Source organism: Bacillus sp. MRMR6, from assembly GCF_001940785.1.
GTDB lineage: Bacteria > Bacillota > Bacilli > Bacillales > Cytobacillaceae > Neobacillus.
Genome location: NZ_MSLS01000004.1, coordinates 34506 through 52368, shown reverse-complemented (window position 1 = coordinate 52368; position 17863 = coordinate 34506). Strand labels below are relative to the sequence as shown.

At 41.6% G+C, this 17863-nt stretch carries 23 protein-coding genes; 6 read left to right on the top strand and 17 right to left on the bottom strand.

Annotated elements, in window-relative coordinates; all coding sequences use genetic code 11:
- Position 1: 1 nt before the first annotated feature.
- From gatA to BTR25_RS06120, 3 genes are all read right to left on the bottom strand, one after another.
- Positions 2–1459 (bottom strand): Asp-tRNA(Asn)/Glu-tRNA(Gln) amidotransferase subunit GatA, encoded by a 1458-nt coding sequence (gene gatA / locus BTR25_RS06130; protein ID WP_075687169.1) that lies wholly within the window; start codon positions 1457–1459, stop codon positions 2–4.
- A gap of 12 nt (positions 1460–1471) precedes the next feature.
- Positions 1472–1765 (bottom strand): Asp-tRNA(Asn)/Glu-tRNA(Gln) amidotransferase subunit GatC, encoded by a 294-nt coding sequence (gatC, locus tag BTR25_RS06125; RefSeq protein WP_075687168.1) that lies wholly within the window; start codon positions 1763–1765, stop codon positions 1472–1474.
- Positions 1766–1921: 156 nt separating this feature from the next.
- The gene (locus tag BTR25_RS06120; protein WP_075687167.1) at positions 1922–2422 is read right to left on the bottom strand and encodes a VanZ family protein; all 501 of its coding nucleotides are present in this window, start codon (positions 2420–2422) and stop codon (positions 1922–1924) included.
- A gap of 98 nt (positions 2423–2520) precedes the next feature.
- Here BTR25_RS06120 and BTR25_RS06115 point away from each other — a divergent pair, with 98 nt between their 5' ends.
- Positions 2521–2982 carry an OsmC family protein gene (locus BTR25_RS06115; RefSeq protein ID WP_075687166.1) on the top strand — a complete coding sequence of 154 codons (462 nt, stop codon included), beginning with the start codon at positions 2521–2523 and terminating at the stop codon, positions 2980–2982.
- Positions 2983–3124: 142 nt separating this feature from the next.
- Here the strand turns inward: BTR25_RS06115 and BTR25_RS06110 are convergent, their stop codons facing one another.
- The 3 genes from BTR25_RS06110 to aceB all read right to left on the bottom strand — a co-directional run bounded on the left by BTR25_RS06110 (position 3125) and on the right by aceB (position 6669).
- Positions 3125–3559, bottom strand: coding sequence for a YueI family protein (locus tag BTR25_RS06110; protein WP_075687165.1), 435 nt, complete (start codon positions 3557–3559; stop codon positions 3125–3127).
- A gap of 167 nt (positions 3560–3726) precedes the next feature.
- Positions 3727–5007: an isocitrate lyase gene (gene aceA / locus BTR25_RS06105; protein ID WP_075687164.1), complete on the bottom strand. Its 1281-nt coding sequence runs from the start codon at positions 5005–5007 to the stop codon at positions 3727–3729.
- Between the two features lie 69 nt (positions 5008–5076).
- Positions 5077–6669 carry a malate synthase A gene (aceB, locus tag BTR25_RS06100; RefSeq protein WP_075687352.1) on the bottom strand — a complete coding sequence of 531 codons (1593 nt, stop codon included), beginning with the start codon at positions 6667–6669 and terminating at the stop codon, positions 5077–5079.
- Positions 6670–6869: 200 nt separating this feature from the next.
- On the opposite strand from aceB, the gene BTR25_RS06095 reads away from it, so the two are divergent.
- Positions 6870–7085 (top strand): hypothetical protein, encoded by a 216-nt coding sequence (locus tag BTR25_RS06095; protein ID WP_075687163.1) that lies wholly within the window; start codon positions 6870–6872, stop codon positions 7083–7085.
- A 63-nt stretch (positions 7086–7148) separates the two neighbouring features.
- On the opposite strand, the gene BTR25_RS06090 is transcribed toward BTR25_RS06095, so the two are convergent.
- A complete protein-coding gene (locus BTR25_RS06090) occupies positions 7149–7454 on the bottom strand; it encodes a hypothetical protein (RefSeq protein ID WP_075687162.1) in 306 nt (101 codons plus the stop codon).
- A gap of 163 nt (positions 7455–7617) precedes the next feature.
- On the opposite strand from BTR25_RS06090, the gene BTR25_RS06085 reads away from it, so the two are divergent.
- From BTR25_RS06085 to gerPC, 3 genes are all read left to right on the top strand, one after another.
- Positions 7618–7845 (top strand): spore germination protein, encoded by a 228-nt coding sequence (locus BTR25_RS06085; RefSeq protein ID WP_075687161.1) that lies wholly within the window; start codon positions 7618–7620, stop codon positions 7843–7845.
- A 91-nt stretch (positions 7846–7936) separates the two neighbouring features.
- Positions 7937–8161 carry a spore germination protein gene (locus tag BTR25_RS06080; protein ID WP_075687160.1) on the top strand — a complete coding sequence of 75 codons (225 nt, stop codon included), beginning with the start codon at positions 7937–7939 and terminating at the stop codon, positions 8159–8161.
- A 290-nt stretch (positions 8162–8451) separates the two neighbouring features.
- Positions 8452–8973 (top strand): spore germination protein GerPC, encoded by a 522-nt coding sequence (gerPC, locus tag BTR25_RS06070; RefSeq protein ID WP_075687158.1) that lies wholly within the window; start codon positions 8452–8454, stop codon positions 8971–8973.
- On the opposite strand, the gene BTR25_RS06065 is transcribed toward gerPC, so the two are convergent.
- From BTR25_RS06065 to BTR25_RS06040, 6 genes are all read right to left on the bottom strand, one after another.
- On the bottom strand, positions 8970–9821 hold the full coding sequence (locus BTR25_RS06065; RefSeq protein WP_254842638.1) for an ATP-binding cassette domain-containing protein: 852 nt from the start codon (positions 9819–9821) through the stop codon (positions 8970–8972). The genes gerPC and BTR25_RS06065 overlap by 4 nt on opposite strands.
- Entirely contained in the window at positions 9818–10495 is a 678-nt protein-coding gene (cbiQ, locus tag BTR25_RS06060) for a cobalt ECF transporter T component CbiQ (RefSeq protein ID WP_075687155.1), read from the bottom strand. The genes BTR25_RS06065 and cbiQ overlap by 4 nt, the downstream gene beginning before the upstream one ends.
- A gap of 66 nt (positions 10496–10561) precedes the next feature.
- Positions 10562–10849: a PDGLE domain-containing protein gene (locus tag BTR25_RS06055; RefSeq protein WP_075687154.1), complete on the bottom strand. Its 288-nt coding sequence runs from the start codon at positions 10847–10849 to the stop codon at positions 10562–10564.
- On the bottom strand, positions 10846–11490 hold the full coding sequence (locus BTR25_RS06050; RefSeq protein ID WP_075687152.1) for an energy-coupling factor ABC transporter permease: 645 nt from the start codon (positions 11488–11490) through the stop codon (positions 10846–10848). Before BTR25_RS06050 ends, BTR25_RS06055 begins: the two co-directional genes overlap by 4 nt.
- A gap of 12 nt (positions 11491–11502) precedes the next feature.
- Positions 11503–12657 (bottom strand): agmatinase family protein, encoded by a 1155-nt coding sequence (locus BTR25_RS06045; RefSeq protein ID WP_217696958.1) that lies wholly within the window; start codon positions 12655–12657, stop codon positions 11503–11505.
- 136 nt (positions 12658–12793) lie between these two features.
- Positions 12794–13276, bottom strand: coding sequence for an Hsp20/alpha crystallin family protein (locus BTR25_RS06040; protein ID WP_075687150.1), 483 nt, complete (start codon positions 13274–13276; stop codon positions 12794–12796).
- Positions 13277–13416: 140 nt separating this feature from the next.
- On the opposite strand from BTR25_RS06040, the gene BTR25_RS06035 reads away from it, so the two are divergent.
- On the top strand, positions 13417–13710 hold the full coding sequence (locus tag BTR25_RS06035) for a hypothetical protein (RefSeq protein ID WP_139311182.1): 294 nt from the start codon (positions 13417–13419) through the stop codon (positions 13708–13710).
- 25 nt (positions 13711–13735) lie between these two features.
- On the opposite strand, the gene BTR25_RS06030 is transcribed toward BTR25_RS06035, so the two are convergent.
- The 4 genes from BTR25_RS06030 to nirD form a co-directional block, all read right to left on the bottom strand.
- On the bottom strand, positions 13736–14785 hold the full coding sequence (locus tag BTR25_RS06030) for a glycoside hydrolase family 15 protein (protein ID WP_075687146.1): 1050 nt from the start codon (positions 14783–14785) through the stop codon (positions 13736–13738).
- Between the two features lie 630 nt (positions 14786–15415).
- Positions 15416–16042, bottom strand: a complete 627-nt coding sequence (locus BTR25_RS06025; RefSeq protein ID WP_075687144.1) for an NAD(P)-binding protein — start codon at positions 16040–16042, stop codon at positions 15416–15418.
- Positions 16043–16060: 18 nt separating this feature from the next.
- Positions 16061–17503, bottom strand: coding sequence for a uroporphyrinogen-III C-methyltransferase (cobA, locus tag BTR25_RS06020; RefSeq protein WP_075687142.1), 1443 nt, complete (start codon positions 17501–17503; stop codon positions 16061–16063).
- A 37-nt stretch (positions 17504–17540) separates the two neighbouring features.
- Positions 17541–17861 carry a nitrite reductase small subunit NirD gene (gene nirD, locus BTR25_RS06015; protein ID WP_075687140.1) on the bottom strand — a complete coding sequence of 107 codons (321 nt, stop codon included), beginning with the start codon at positions 17859–17861 and terminating at the stop codon, positions 17541–17543.
- Positions 17862–17863 lie beyond the last annotated feature (2 nt).

Here is a 17863-nt window from a genome sequence, read left to right as displayed (position 1 = left end):
CCTATAGTTTCGGCTTCTGTTTATGAAAGTCTGTTGCCTGTTCAAATGCATGGGCAACACGATAAATCGTTGCTTCATCAAAATGTTTTCCGATAATTTGCAAGCCAAGCGGCAGACCTTTATCAAAGCCGCAAGGAACTGAAATTCCCGGAACACCCGCAAGGTTAACAGGAATGGTCAAGATATCATTTGCATACATCGTCATTGGATCGGCTGTATTCTCACCCAATTTAAACGCCGGTGTAGGAGTTGTTGGTCCAATGACAACGTCATAATTAGCAAAAATATCTTCGAAATCTTTTTTAATTAACGTACGAACTTTTTGTGCCTTTTTATAGTAGGCATCATAATAACCAGAGCTTAGTGCAAAGGTACCAAGCATAATTCTCCGCTTTACCTCTTCACCAAAGCCTTCAGCACGTGTTTGTTTATACAATTCCAACAGGTTTTCGGCATTTGGTGTGCGGTATCCATAGCGTACTCCATCAAAACGAGCTAGGTTAGCTGACGCCTCTGATGATGAAAGTAAATAATAAGTAGCTAGGGCATATTTGGAGTGCGGTAATGATACCTCTTCCCAAACCGCTCCTTGCTTCTCAAGAACCTTTAAGGAATCAAGTACAGATTGGCGTACCGATTCCTTTACACCTTCACCAAGATACTCCTTTGGAACGGCAATTCTTAACCCTTTTATGTCACCTGTTAAACTATTAACAAAGTTAGGAACGCCAACATTAGCTGATGTTGAATCCATTGGGTCTAGGCCTGAAATAGCCTGTAGTAAATACGCATTATCTTCAACAGTTCTCGTAACTGGTCCGATTTGATCAAGTGAGGAAGCAAAGGCAACTAACCCGAAACGAGACACTCGGCCGTAGGTTGGTTTTAGTCCAACTACTCCACAGAAAGCAGCTGGCTGGCGGATAGAGCCGCCTGTATCAGAGCCTAGTGAAAATAAGACCTCACCAGCAGCAACAGCGGCTGCTGAACCGCCTGATGAACCGCCAGGTACCGTTTCAAGATTCCATGGATTCCTTGTTTTTTGAAAGCTGGAGTTTTCATTGGAAGATCCCATCGCAAACTCGTCCATATTAAGCTTACCGATTGTCACTGTTTCAGCTTGCTGCAGCTTTTGAACAACGGTTGCATCATAGATAGGGTCGAAGTTTTCTAAAATCTTGCTGGCACAGGTTGTTCTTAAGCCTTTTGTTACGAGATTGTCCTTAATGCCAATCGGCAGCCCAAACAACAACCCTTTTGCACCGTCTTGGAATAACTTATCGTCAAGCACCCGTGCTGTTTGTCGTGCCCGCTCTTCATCCAATGTTAAGAATGCCTGAACCTTATCCTCAACTTCAGAAATTCGCTTAAACGACTCATCGACAAGGTCGGATACTTTTAGTTCTTTTTTATGTAAAAGCTCATGAAGCTCAGAAACTTTAGAATCAAATAAACTCACCGGTCTTACCTCCTAATCCCCCATTATCGCTGGTACTTTAATTTGGCCATCCTGATGGTCTGGTGCATTTTTTAATACTTCTTCACGCGGCAGGCCTTTTTGCGGTATATCCTCACGCAGGACATTCTTCATGTCCAGTACATGGTTAGTGGGCTCTACATGATCTGTATCCACTTCATTTAACTGTTCTGCAAACGTAATAATCGCATCCAGCTGTTTTGTAAATTTATCAACCTCTGCATCTGTAATCGCTAAACGTGCAAGGTTCGCAACATGCTTCACTTGGTCATTTGAAATACGTGTCATCCTTTACTTCCTCCAATCCCTTTTTGCTGGTGTTATTTTAATATTGATAATAACAAACTTTTCCGCTTTACCGCAATGATTCACTCAACAGTATTGGCAACAAAATCTTCTTTTAATTACAATCAAGAAGAAACCCGCCTAAGAAAGGCGAGTTTCTTAACCTACTCTTTTACTTTTCCCAGTGTGTTTTTTCCTCGGGCGAATGATAAACAGAAAAATCCTCACTAGTATGTAGCCTATTATACCGCCAAAGGTATTTAAAATAAGATCATCAACATCAAAGCTCCCAAGCTCAAAGATAAGCTGCAGCATCTCGTAAGACAAACTCAAAGTAAATGTCACTGCTAATATAGACTTGAAACTCATGAACCTCTTTGATAACAATGGTAGAATAAAGCCAAATGGAATGAAGCCAACAACATTTCCCACTAAGTTTTCAATCCTGCTATTTAAATTAATTTCAGCAAGAAATAAATAGAAGTAAATCGTTTTAAACGGGACAAAGTTATTGGACCGCCAGAAGTACTCGGTATATGTAAAGTTAAAATGATGAATGATTTCCGTTAACGGGATATATTTGAATAAGATTAGTTTTGTTAGAATCGCTAGGTAAACTACTAGTATGATGGTTAGGGCTAATGTTTTAAAAAATTTCATTTATTTTCTACTCCAAATTTTTGTTCTATAGTAAAGGGTATCACACTTTTTGAATTGTTTGCGGACTATTTTGTAAATAGCAGGGAGGATTTTCTATTATGACAGAACACCAATTTCATTTAAAGGCAAATTGGCCTGGATTACGAAATGATGTGGGAGAAATTGAGGCAGGAAATTTAAGAACTAAGGTTTCGATTCCGTCAGAGATGGACGGACCAGGAATTGGTACAAATCCAGACGAAATGCTCCTTGGCGCAGCCGCCACCTGCTATATCATCACACTAGCGGCCATGATGGAACGAAGCGGACTTGTAAAAGAAAGCTTAACGATGGAGTCAGACGGAATTGTCGATGTTACAAAGGGTGTTATCACCTATAAAAAGATTATTCATCGGCCGTTGATTGTTTTAACTTCGAGTGCTTCTGACAAGGAGATTTCTTTAGCTCATAAACTCGCAGAAAAAGCAGAAGCCTCCTGCATGATCAGCCGTGCGATCAAGGGCAATGTCGAGGTTGAACTTCGAGCTATCGTTGAAGTCGCTGCTGACAAAAAGGAGTAGTTCCATTGGAGCTACTCCTCTTTGTCGAGAAAGGGTTATATCTCGGTTGCGGGACAAAGTCCACCGAAACACGTGCTTGATTGTCTCTCCCGCAGAAGTTGCGGGACAATGTCCACTGTAACAAGTACTAAATTGCTACTCCTTACTTTTTAAAAATCTTAGCAAAAAAACCCTTGTTCTGCTTCATTTCTTGGACGGGGAATACCTCTTTCTTGGTCACATAAATTTCTTCTTTATCAATCGCATGTTCCATTGCGAGAACGAGCCCAATATCGCTATCATGTTCCTTATTCGTGACAATTGTATGTTCAATTTTGTACTTCGTTGCCAGCTTTACATACTTGGATAATAACGGGTAAGCGATATTCCCATTTAAAAAGAGATGGGCATCTGGGTTTGACTTCATTTCTTGTTCGACTTGCGGGTAAATCTTTTTCTCTACTACTTGTGCTTTCTTAAGAGCAACGATTATTCTCTCTCTTATGGTCCCTAAAAACTTTCTCCGCTCCTCTGGCTTTGTTTCCAAAGGGCCATGGATACCTTGTTGAAGCAGTTCATCCACATTAGGCTTTTTCAATCACAGATCACTCCAATATAAGGGCTATTATTTATTATGATAATACCCTAAGTAATGTTACATTCCAAAAAAAGGAGACTTTTTTAGGTGAGCACTAAGTATTGGCTACTACAAAAATAAAGTCCAACTCCCTAAAAAGAGCATTGGACTTTAATCAAAAATTAATATTATTTTTTTGTAAATTGTTCTTCTTCTGTAGAGCCTTTGAGTGCTGTTGTCGATGAAGTCCCGCCTGTGATTACCATTGAAACCTGATCAAAGTAACCCGTTCCTACTTCACGCTGATGACGTGTTGCTGTGTAACCGTATTGTTCACTGTCAAACTCAGCCTGCTGTAATTCTGAGTAAGCCGCCATGCCGCGCTCTTTGTAGCCGCGGGCAAGCTCGAACATGCTGTGGTTTAAGGCGTGGAAGCCAGCAAGTGTAACGAATTGGAACTTGTAGCCCATTTTGCCTAGCTCGATTTGGAATTTAGCAATAGTTTCCTGGTCGAGCTTCTTCTTCCAGTTAAAGGAAGGTGAGCAGTTGTAGGCTAGCATTTTGCCTGGGAACTGTTCGTGAATCGCTTCAGCAAAACGTCTTGCTTCCTCAATATTTGGCTCAGACGTTTCACACCAGATTAAATCCGCATATGGTGCGTAAGCTAAACCGCGGGCAATCGCTTGATCAAGTCCTGCTTTCACGCGGTAAAATCCTTCTGTAGTCCGTTCGCCGGTGATAAACGGAGCATCGTTCATATCAATATCACTTGTAATCAAGTCAGCCGCATTGGCATCCGTACGTGCAACTAGAATCGTTGGTACCCCCATAACATCCGCTGCCAGTCGGGCAGAAATCAGGTTGCGTACCGCAGTTTGTGTGGGCAATAATACCTTTCCGCCAAGATGGCCACACTTTTTCTCAGAAGAAAGCTGATCTTCAAAGTGAACCCCCGCAGCACCTGCCTCAATCATGCCTTTCATTAATTCAAAACAGTTTAACTGACCGCCAAAGCCTGCTTCTGCATCAGCTATAATCGGAGCAAACCAATCAATAGAATTGTCACCTTCTGAGTGAGTGATTTGGTCTGCACGTTGAAGGGCCTGATTGATTCTTTTTACCACACTTGGAACACTGTTTGCTGGGTACAAGCTTTGGTCAGGATACATATGACCGGAAAGGTTTGCATCGGCCGCAACCTGCCAGCCACTTAAGTAAATTGCCTGCAGCCCTGCCTTTACCTGCTGAACAGCTTGATTACCTGTTAATGCACCGAGAGCATTTATATAATCTTCTTCATGCATAAGCTTCCAAAGCTTTTCTGCACCCCTGCGAGCTAGAGTATGTTCGATATCAATAGAACCCCGGAGCTTGATCACATCCTCTGCAGAATATGGTCTTGTAATCCCATTCCAACGCGTATCTAATTCCCAGCTTTCTTGTAACCCTGCTATTCTTGAATTTGTCATTTTTTTAGTTCCTCCTTAAAGTTATGAATCTATTATTTTTATATCAAGTTGATTTTTGAAAAATCCGCTTTATAAAAGCTCATACCCAGGTAGTGTTAAAAATTCTGCAAATTCTTCATCCAAGATTAAACGGTCAAATAACTTAACTGCTTCAATAATTCTGCCATTATTAAAAGCTTCTTCACCGATTTCCTGCTTTATTTTTTCCATTTCCTCGAGCTTGAATTGCTCATACATCTCGACGGTAACCTTTCTCCCATCTGTTAACATCCCTTTCGGGTGACGGATCCACTGCCATAGCTGTGCTCGTGAAATTTCAGCAGTTGCCGCATCCTCCATCAGATTATGAATCGGTGCCGCTCCCCTGCCTGAGATCCATGAAGCGATATATTGAATGCCGACGTTAATATTAACGCGGACACCTTCTTCTGTAATGGTACCTCCCGGAACTTCAAGTAAATCTTGCGCAGTGATCATAATCTTCTGCTGCTTGGTCGTATGAATCTGGTTCGCAACAGGCATTTCACGATCAAACACTTCTAGTGCGACAGGGACGAGACCCGGATGGGCTACCCATGTTCCATCGTGACCATCACGTGCTTCCCGCTCTTTGTCAGCTCGAACCTTTGTAAAAGCTTCTTCGTTTGCCTGCGGGTCACCTTTGATTGGAATTTGTGCCGCCATTCCTCCCATAGCCGGTGCCTTGCGGCGGTGGCAGGTTTGGATGGTTAAGAGCGAATAGGAACGCATAAATGGAACCGTCATCGTTAACTGCGACCGATCTGGCAGAATCACATTATCCTGATGCCTTAGTTTTTTAAGATAACTGAAAATATAATCCCATCTTCCGCAATTCAAACCAGCGGAATGTTCTTTTAACTCATAAAGAATTTCATTCATTTCAAACGCTGCCATAATCGTTTCAATTAAAACGGTTGCTTTAATCGTCCCTTGGGGAATGTCTAGCTGCTTTTGGGCAAAAACAAACACATCATTCCATAATCTTGCTTCTAAATGACTCTCGAGCTTCGGAAGATAAAAATATGGACCTGTATTTCTAGCTAGTAAGTTTTTAACATTATGAAAGAAATAAAGTCCGAAATCGAAAAAGCTTCCTGAAATAGGCTTGCCTTCTAACAGCACGTGTTTCTCCTCTAAGTGAAGCCCCCGTGGTCTGAGCAGCAATACCGCTACTTTTTCCTTAAGCACATACTTCTTACCATTTGGGTTCTCAAAGAAAATCGTCCGATTTACTGCATCTCTAAGGTTAATTTGCCCCTCCACGATATTCTCCCAGGTGGGAGATGTCGCATCCTCGCAATCGGCCATAAAAACTTTTGCACCTGAATTTAGTGCATTAATGACCATTTTCCGTTCTGTCGGCCCTGTGATTTCTACACGACGGTCCTGAAGGTCTTCTGGCAATGGAGCAATCGTCCAATCACCATTTCGAATATGCTTTGTTTCAGGCAGGAAATCTGGAAGCTTTCCACTCTTGATTTCCTCCTGGCGTATTCGCCTGTACTGTAACAGCTTATTTCTCCTTGCTCCAAACTGTCGCTCCAACTCTTCAATAAATTTCAACGCTCCTGGTGTTAATATCTCTTCATACTGGGCGTTGACAGCCCCGACTACTTCAATACCTGTCGTTTGCGTCGACATGAACTCTCTCACCTCTTTGTTATAATACAGTATCTGTTCCTGTTTTGTATTATATAACACGTTTTTTAAAAATGGAACTACTTTTCGGAAAGTTTTTAAAAAATAGTTAATTATTTCTTGTTTTATTAAATAAGCTGTTCTCACGTGCTTGTCCCTACCTTCATATACTGTAATAACCGATAAGTAAGGAGGGGGTTTTTATGAGAGAATATGGACACATAACAAATATTGGACGAATAAAGATTAATAACATCTCTAAAGGGGTTTCTATTAATTTCGGACCCGCGATTCATAAAGGCTATCAAGCTAATTCCAAAATTAACACAGGTGAAATTGTCATAGGAGATGAGTTTACTTTTGGGTGTCCTGAGAATGGAAACGAGGAAAATGAGGAGAATGGGAACCAATATGTATAATAGAATGAACAAAAAAACGATGCTGTATAAATAGACAAGCATCGTTTTTTTGTGAAGTTTTTTTTAAAAGTGAGTAGCATGGGGTGAATGCGGGATGTAGGTAAAATAATCTGGTTGGTACATCCGCGATGGGTGGTGTGTTGCAAGCGATTGGGTAGTATGCATAGTATGGGCAAAGCCCTTAGGATGGGGAACCTTATAATCCTGCGATGGCCAATGTGCGATCTGGAGCTTATTGTATATGACGGGAGTGTCAGGAACATATGCACAAACATTTCCTACATTCTCAGTTTGCTGTCCCTTTAAATTTTTCATAGCCGATTGTGCCCAGCCTTTCACATCTGCGCCGGGATAATTATAATAATTCAACGTTTATTCCTCCTCAAAAATTCACTTTTCTGTATATGATTATTCACTAATAAGTCTTTTGCTCCATTTTTCACCAGAAAGTACTTGCATTCCTACATAAATTCCATCACATGATAACACCTGCTGAATATAATACGTTATCTACAAAAATGAGGTGGTTCTTTTGTTACCTACGCATATTAATAATATTTTTGGCATCCGTATAAACAATTCATCATCTAACGCTTCAATCAATTATGGTAACGCCTTCCATAAAGGGCATCAAGCAAACGCAAAAATGAATACTGGCTACTTCCAACCCGGTGATGCAGTATTTAGCCCCTTGCAATTCAATAATGCCAACTATGCAATTGATCCTGATGTGAGTGATCAAGCACAAGTTCAAGTTTAAGTAAGAATGCACCTACTCATCGCTATTACTCACATCAGTAAACTTTTTGTATATACTACCATATCAGCATTCACCCAATGGGAGGTAGATCATGGTTACACATGTTAATAATATCTTTGGCATTAGAGTTAATAGTATTTCCACTAACGGATCATTAAACTTTGGTAACGTCTTGCACAAAGGTCATCAGGGAAATGTGAAATTGAATACTGGTTATTGGCATGCTGGAGATGCAAACCTTAGCCCATTACAGTTTAATAATCAGAACCATGTAGAAGATAATGATGTTTACGATCAAGTGCAAGGACAAATATAAGGGAATGAATCTTTGTGGAAATGCAAATTAACATAAGGAATATTAAAATAAACTCCATTAGTACGTTAGGCTCTCTTAACGTGGGAAAAATTTTGTTTGCTGGCAATAGAGCTTCATCCAAGCAAAGCTCTAAACCAGACTATGAGGAGAACGATTTGGATGTAGAAAAAGTCCTGAAGGCAGTCCCAAAAATCCCGAAAGTTATAAAAAGCTTTCCGCCAATCTGACAAAAGACTGCCAGATACCGGCTAAATAAATGTTAAACTTAAATTGATTGGAGGAGTGAAGCAATGTATTACCATTGGCAATATCCCACATATCCCTATAATCAAGAAAGGTCTCATTCACAGTCCTCTAACAACCCTTATTGGTCGTATTATCCACCTAATAATCAGTACGTCGCCCCACCTGAGAAAAACATGCCAGCCCCGTACGTGAACATTGAGGATGTTGAAAAAAATCTTAATGATGAACAGGAAAAAGAAACTCAAAACTCCTCCTCCACTCTTATTGAACAAATCTTTGAAAAATTAAACAAAATCGAAGAGGAGAACAAAAAATTAAAGGAAGAAATAAAAAATATTAAACCGATAACCATCGAAAATATAAATTATAAAATTCAGGATTTGAGTGTCCAAGAGCTCTCTGGAACGCTGCTAGTAGGATTAACAGCACTCAGTGAAGCTGAAGAGCTTAAAAAGCTCCTTACAGAAAATGGACCTGTCCACTTAAATGACATGGATACTGAGGAAATGGAAGACCCCGCTGGTGAGCCAGATGAAGCTGGTGAGGGTGAACAAAATAACTCTTAATTATATAACCCTTTTTCCTGATTTGTTAATATATTGTATAACAGGCGGGCTGCTTCATGCTCATTTTTTGGAAGTTTTTCAGGCACTAGATCTGGAATCATCCTAAAGATTCTAGCGACAATTGGCAAATGCAGCTTAGCCCTCCTAATAATCTCTTCATCCACCAATAAATCGATCCCGCCCGTTGCCAGCAGCTCACCCTCTTTTAAAATGATGACCATATCTGCCCACGATGCAGCGAAGTTAACATCATGTGTAGACAAAATGATTGTTTTTCCCATGAAGTTTAGCCCTTGCAACACTCCTGCAACATCATCCTGGCCAGAGGGATCCAAATAGGACATCGGTTCATCTAAGATAACAACCTCTGGTTTCATGGCCAGCACACCAGCAATCGCTACCCTTTTTTTCTGGCCATAACTCAAATGATACGGAGCCCTGTCCTTATGATCGAGCATGCCAACATTGCCTAATGCCGCAAAACAGACCTCTTGTATCTCCTTTTCAGACATGCCTAAATTCCGCGGGCCAAATTCTACATCCTCCCATACTGTAGCAGAGAAAACTTGATCATCTGGATCTTGAAAGACTAGTCCTACTATACTGCGGATGGAGGTTGCTGTTTTCTTAGTTAATTCTTTCCCCATGATTTTAATCGATCCTTCATGAGGTAGTTTTAACCCATTAAGCTGGTGTAGCAAGGTCGATTTCCCTGCTCCATTTGGTCCTAATAATGCTACCTTTGCTCCTGCTGGAATTTGAATATTAATGTTCTTCAGTGCCTCAAGGCCATTTTGATAACGATAGGTAAGGTTATTCATTTCGACGGCAAACATTGAATGGATCACTGCCCCTTCTGGTTTAGATTATAGCCACGCGAGACCATTGCTTCATGAATTCTCTTGCTTCTGTGATAAGAGCGAATGAGTAATACCCCTAATAACTCCCCTGACCGTTTATAAGACCTCCAGGAAGCAAAGATTTTAAAAGTAAGACCTCTCGCTTGCTGAGCCTCCATCATTCTCTCAACCTCTTCAAAAAGAACAGCTAAATACCTCATCGTGAATTTCATAATTTCAACCAATATAAAGGGCACCCCCAGCTGACTCATGGTCTTAAACAGTTCTGCTGGCGAGGTTGTGGACAACAAGAGACAAAGAATAAAATGACAGACAAATAACTTACAAACTAATAAAATAGCGGTAGATAAACCTTCTTCCGAAACAGTCAATCCTAAAAGCCATGTTTTTTCCGTTCCGTCAACTGTAAAAGGAAGTAGAATAATGGCTCCCAACCCAAATGGAATTAAAAACAGCATTCGAAGAAATACATATTTCCATCTAATTCCTGCCCACAAACACAGGCCCATTGCCACACTGGATAATACACCAATCCAGATAAAACTTCTTAGTGAAGCAGATATACCCAGGAGGATAAATAAGAATAATACTCTCAAGCGTGTAGAGTTAATAATCTTTCTTTTAGCCCCTGCCTCAGAAATATCAAAAAAACCTCCAGCCATCCCTCTCACCCTCAAAGCTGGATGAGGTCTGCAGCAGCAATACTTAGCAAGACCTCATCCTATTTATTATGTTCGATTAAACTTTCTCACCAACCACAAACTAGCTAATGTAAGTGCGGCTATAATTAATAGTCCAAAAAGCCCCGAGAAGGCTGTACTTAGATACTCAATTGGAATGAAGGATAAACTGTAATCTGGGAAAACCTCATAAAATGGATTTTTTTCATTTTCTATGAAGCTTAAATCATGAGCAACTCTTTCTAAGCCATCAGGCCTAGAGGATGCCAAGGGTGAGACAAAAACGGCCAGAATTAAGGTGAAAAGCACAAAATATAAGATCCTTTTATTCATCATGATAACTCCTTTTGTACTGACAGTTGAAATGGCTGATCCTCCCGCTGCATTAAATAGTTCACGATGACAACAGTAATGATGCCTTCCCCGATACCAATAATGGAATGCCAAGTCAGCATCGCCTTTAGAACGACTCCAAAGGAAATGATCCCTGAAAGTGACAACTCTACTGATACTGCTACCGCAGCGGCCATTAATGAAAGCCAAGCTGCTATAAAAATCCCGCTGGATTTTACTATTCTGGATTTTGACTTTGCAAATAGTTTATAGACTAGATAACCAAGCCAAGGAGCAATTACCCCTACATTTAAGAGATTGGCGCCAATCGCGGTAATCCCACCGTCTTGAAAGAATAGCGATTGAATGATGATTACAGCAGACATAACAAGTGTGGCCAGCCAAGGACCAAAAAGAATCGCTGCCAATACACCACCTGCTAAATGGCCTGATGTCGCTCCAGCAACAGGGAAGTTAATCATTTGTGCTGCAAAGATAAAGGCCGTTACAATTCCCACTAAGGGAATATTATTACTCTCCTCTGATAACTTTGTCTTCTTAACTGCAAGGGCAACAGCTGCGGTTCCAATCGCAGCTGTTGACACCCAGACAGGAAGACTAAGAAACCCATCAGGGATATGCATCTTCATCACCCCTTATGCAAATTTCTTGCCAAGCTTTCCAGCATCGACCATTGCCGCCAGTACATCTGCAATAATTCTTGTTGCTAAAAGTGATGTTTGGTCGCTGACATCATATGGAGGTGATACTTCTACTACCTCCATTCCACAAATCCCTTCTCTTGCTACCAAATCCAGGAACTTCAACCCTTCACGCGGCAAGAATCCCCCTGGCTCCGGCCATCCTGTTCCAGGCACAAAACCGCTGTCAAAGCTATCAATATCCACACTCAAATAGACAGCCTTCGCACCCTTCCAGGCTCTTTCTAAGGCAATTTCAGCCACCTTTTCGACACCTAATCTTTCCATATCACCAATTGTCATAACGGTCGTATTAAATTTCCTAACATTCTTTACAGCCTCTCTAGGGACCTGCCAACCGCCAACCCCTACCTGGACAAGGTTTGATGCAGGAGCATTTGGGATATTCGTAGCATGAAACCAAGGAGTTGTATGCATCCTTTCATCCATGTCTTTCTCCTGAAGATCAAGGTGGCGATCCATGTGAATAATTCCTACCTTGCCATCAACATGTTCAGCAATCGCCCGTAAGCATGGATATCCGATTGCATGATCCCCGCCAAGCATGACAGGAAGTGTCCCTTGCGTAAATACATGGGATACTGCTTTAAAGATCTGGTCAAAGCTTTTTTCAATATTGGCGATCGTAAAAACATCACCCACATCACACATCTTTAACGACTCTTTTAAATCAACACCCTTTTCATAGCTATAGCTCGTATAAAGCTTTGAAATCCTTCTAATCGCTTCAGGTCCAAACCTTGTTCCTGCACGATAGGTTGTTCCAATATCAAATGGAACACCAATGAACGCCACATCATATTCACCAACCCGGCGTACATCCTCTAAGAATGGTGTCCGTAAAAAAGTAGGTATGTTAGCGTACGCTGGCCGTGATTCTCGTGTAAAGGTTGAAATAGTTCGGTCTCCAATTGAGGGGGCAGCCTCCAGCCCATATTCTACCGACCGTTTTAGTTCCTTGTTTTTTTCAATTTCTGGTATTTTTGCTTCCTTAGCTGCTTTTTCAAGCCCTAATAAATCTGAATCCGGCACACTGTTCATGGCTCGTTTTTGCCGAAAGCTTAATCCATGGTTATCAAAAAAACCCACTACAGCACCTCCACTTCTCATAATGTTCTAACTTGTTGTTACCAATAGCCTATAAATCTAACACTTATGTATATTTTCCTAGTGCTTCTCCTATTCCAAATCAGGAATAAAAAAATCAGTTTCAATTTGAAACTGATTAACCTCTTTCTAAATCATCAATATATATTTTTGGTTTCTGTACGTCTGCTCTGATAAGACGATGTAATAGGATAAATAAGTACCCGTGATGGTAGGACGCATCAATTTTATCACTGCGGACTGGGTAAGGTAATTTCACTTTTCTTTCCACTTGTCCCTCGTATATCTCTTTACTAACCGGCCGAAAGCCATTGTCTTCCACAAAAACAGAGCCCTTAACCTCAATCGTCTGGTCGTACACATCTAGATCTACTTCCTTTAGCTTTAGGCCAGGAAGCTTAAAAATACAGAGTAACTCATGTCCTGATTCATAAATATTAACATGGATACCGGAAATATTATTTTTGGTATTAGCCGGTATCTTTGATTGGGATATAGTCTCCGGTTCCATTTTTTCCAGCTGTTCAAAGCTTGAAAAAAAATCTTCTCCTAGAAAATTAGGCAGTGCTTTTTCCCATTGCTTTGGCCAAAATTTATTCATACCAAACAGCCCCCCATTTACCTATATGTTATATGTATGTAAAGATGAAGAATGGGTGCCGGGTGGCAAGCTTGCGAATACTAAACTCATATTCTTTTGAAACAACTCATAAAGATGATAAAAAAGAGAAGGAGAAAATCATGACAATACCATTATCTGAAATTGAAAAAAAGATTGAAGAGCTCGAGAAGGCCGACAAAAGCTTACAAGACCAGTTAACGTTGTTACTAGAAGAAGTCAGTCAAATTACACAAGCTGAGAGAATAAATATATCCTCCTCTCCTGCTTCAAATAAGACCACTTATTTGACAGAGGTAAATGAACAAATGTTTCAGCAAATTGTCCGGTTACGTCAGTTAATCGAGTACTGCATGGAGGCAAGGGCAATTCCTACTCATGCCCAATATTTACAAGCCTTAAAAGGGGACAGCTAAACCAAAGGCTTAGCTGTCCCTTTCCTTAGTTCAATCGTTCATACTGTTCTCGTGCTAATATATACATTGCACTCCCCCATCCCAAGGGAGTGTTAGTGTTGTACTCATGTGACCGTGCAAAATATAACTCAGGCAAGCTGCCATCTTCAAGCATGACCTTTTCCGTTCTTGTTAGATAATACTTCGCCTTTTTATTGTCTCCTAATTCTAAATAACAAAGGGCCAGCCATGGTAAACCAAACGTCCACTCGGCCTCGGTACCATGGTAATATGCAAGGTCATGATGCCGGCCTTCCTGCTCTAAGGTTGAATAGTAGGAATCACCCTTGTATCTGATAACACCACGTTCCCGCAATAGCTGCGCTTCTACCTGCTCCACAACCATTCTGGCATCCTCCCCCTGCAGGATTTGGTATGGGTAGATTAAACTGAGTTGAGCTAAATCATACGGTCTGTCATGACTTTCACGTGGAAAAAGTTCAGTCAAAGTCTTTTGTCCGTTTTCAATCCATTCTCCAGGCACAAACACTAAATTTCTGACGGCTTCAAGCCCAGCTGCACATGCCCCGATAGAACTTGAATGCAGCTCACGCCACTCTTCCCACATCCCATTATCAGCATCTTCCCAGTATTGAACGCAGCCTAAGTACCCTACAAGTTTTTGAACAATCTCGTGGTCTTTATGGTCACGGATGATTCTTTTCCCTCTTTTTTCTCCCATTCCGATCCCCCAGAGGATGGCGCCAATCGCATCATGCTGGGCATGTCCCCAAGGTGTTGGTATTTCTTTCACATCCTCTGCAGAGTATCTGGAGTGAAGATATTCCCATTGCTCCCGCGGGCGTTGGCTTGTATGGATATCCAGTTTCCATTCGTATTCTTTAAAAAGATCTAAGATGCGATGGTAGGTTTTTTCAAAGAGATGATTATCTTGGTTTAAGTATGGAAGTGACATGTAAAAGGAGTCTCGTAACCATACATATTTGTAATCGCTTGATGAGGACGCTAAGTAAAGTCCATGTGGCAGGCGTAATTGGTCTAGTATATGGTAACTATTTTCTATTTTCTCGTTCATGCTCCACCCTCAGTTCTCTTTTTACCTCCTTTCTCGCCACTCTGTCATTTTTTTATACGTACGATAGCTTGATTTTCTCCGACTTTAATTTAATGATGGCGGCCTCACTTGCTTTCTGCCATTTTGGCTGGGCTATCTGCCAAAAGCCATCTTCTATCTGCCGATTTGGTAGGGCTATCTTCCATTTCCATCCTCCCACCCAACAGAGCTCAAAAAACCAGGTCTTGTGCCTGGCTCAGGTCACTAAGTTACTACTTTTTTACATTTTAGTAGTCACTCTTTACCTTTCCTGCCTTCAAAGAGGGTGATTTCACTTGCTATCTGCCTTTTTGATAGGGCTATCTTCCAAAAGCCACCTTCTATCTGCCATTTCAGTAGCTCTATCTTCCAAAATACACATTCTATCTGCCATTTCCATCCTCCCACCCAACAGAGCTCAAAAAACCAGGTCTTGTGCCTGGCTCAGGTCACTAAGTTACCTTTTTTAGAGATCATTCTATGCTTTCCAAGCCTTCAAAGAGGGCATCTCACTCGCTATCTGCCAAATTCCACATTCTATCTGCCTTTTTGGCTTATCTATCTGCCATTTTCACCTTCCCCCACCGAACACAAAAAAACGAGTACCTCTGTTTAGGTACCCGCTCTCAACTTTTCGTATAGTTCAGTAAATTTGCCTTCGCGATCCTGACTGTTTAAGAACTCAGAACTAACGATCACTGTTAGAAGTTTATTTTTCAACAAGGGATCTTCTACTTCTCTCAAAATCTTTTGGCGAGTTTGGTAGAGAAATTCCAAATAATCCTCGTATGAAGAATCGAATTGCTGTTCAAGCTGTTCGCGAATTTGGCTTGCGAGCTTTGGACTTGCACCGTCTGTAGATATGGCGATGGTTAGCCGCCCGCGATGCAGCTGTGCTGGAACATGAAAATCTGAACCTTCCGGGTCATCAGCCATCGTTACGAGCTGATGGTCCCCCGCTTCGTTTCCGATCATTTGATTCAGCACACGGTCGTCTGTAGCAGCAAAGATCATAAAGGCATCTGTAAGGTTGCCGCTCAAATACTGCTTTTGCTGCCACTCAACTTTCTTTTCACTAGCAAGCTTCTTTAATCGCTCTGTTGCCTCAGGACTAATCACGATAATGCTAGCTCCAGTATCCAGCAAGCTAGACACCTTTCGCTCCGCTACCTTCCCTCCGCCGACCACGACGACGCTTTTCCCTTTCAGCTGAACCATAATCGGATAGCTCGTTTTCATGTTCACACCCCGCTTGCCTTAAATTCTAAACTCTATTAAGTAATCTACTAATGCTTCTTTTGTAGCCGCTTTAGGTACCCCAGATGCCCGCAGTCCTGCACCTTCAACAGCACTTAACGACTGCTTGCCCATACAGATGACCTGCAAGTCTTTTAATAATTTTGCCGCATCGATCCCGCACGCATTCAATCCAGAAACCAAGGCTTCAACTGAAGCACTGCTAGGGAAAACAACTGTGTTGACCTCTGCTTCTTCTAACATTCTTTGAAAAATTGGCAGGAACTGCTCGTCCAGCTCTTTTCTGCTCATTATGAGTATCTCAGTAGCATCCGCTCGCTTTTGGTTCAGTATACTTTCATCGCCAACCACTAGCAACCTTCTTGAAGGCTGTCTTTCCTCTTCCAGTTTAGCAAGAAATCCACGCTCTTTTAACCTGTTAACGGTTTTCATCGAGCGTCCGTAAAAATCTGCGTTAATTTTACGAATATCAATCCCTTGCACGATTACCGCTGTAAAAAACTCACCAACACTTTCAGGAGACGAGAATAGAATTTCCTCGTATTCAGACACTTTCGCTACATCAAAAGGAAGGATTGTCTTTTTCCATTTTGGAAATTCGATGACATCCGCACCGTTATCCATTAACGTCTTTGCGACCTCACTTACACTTTCACCTGTGCGTGCCAGTAATACCTGCCTGCCGTACAACGGCTTCTTTTCAAACCAGCTGATTTTTTCACGTAGTGAAATGACCTCTCCGACGAGGATAATAGCTGGATTATGAAACTTTGCTTCTTGAACCTTAACAGAAATATCCTCTAAGGTACCTTGTAATGTTTTCTGGCGGCCAAAGGTACCCCATTGAATTAATATCACGGGAGTAACAGAAGGCTTTCCATGAGCCATCAGTTTTTCACAGATATAAGGTAGATTCCCTACCCCCATATAAAAAGCAATTGTATCAATACCGCGGACTAAGCCTTCCCAATCCAGCATTGGCTTTCCTTCGTTTGATTTATCATGGGCGGTTACGACCGCAAAGGATTCCGCATGCTCTCGATGGGTAACAGGAATGCCTGCATAAAGGGGGGCTGCAATCCCCGATGAAATGCCAGGAACAATTTCAAATGGAATTTGGTGCTGGGCAAGGGCTGCTGCCTCTTCACCAACACGGCCGAAAACACCAGGGTCGCCGCCTTTTAAACGGGTGACCACTTTTCCTTCTAAGCCCTTTTGGACTAAAAGCTCATTGATGTTTTCTTGACGTAAAATATGACGGTCAGGTAATTTGCCACAGTAAATCAGCTCGCAATCTGCTTTGGCAAATTCTAGCAGCTTTGGATTGGCAAGCCGGTCATATAAAATGACTTCGGCCTGCTTAATTGCCTCCAACCCTTTTACTGTAATTAACCCAATATCTCCTGGCCCCGCTCCTACTAGAAATACTTTTCCTGTTTTCATCCTGCAGCCTTCCTTCCCTCGAGTTGCACTTTTCTTGTTATACTACGATATATACCTCATCATCTTCAACGATTACCTCAAAAGTCCTTACTTCTCCCACATCTGGAGCCTGCACTTTTCCATCTGCCAATGAAATCTTCCAATCATATAAAGGGCAGTATACGTACTGTCCGCTGACGAGTCCACCTGCTAGCACCCCGCCTTTAGGGTGGGGGCTGCGGTTTTCAACTGCATAGACCTCGCCGTTTGTTAATTTAAATAATACCATTTCCTTCTCATTGATTGTAACTGAATAACTTGCCTGAACAGGTAGCTTAAAATAGCTGGCTGCTAGAACGCGGGTTTTAGTCAGGTTCATTT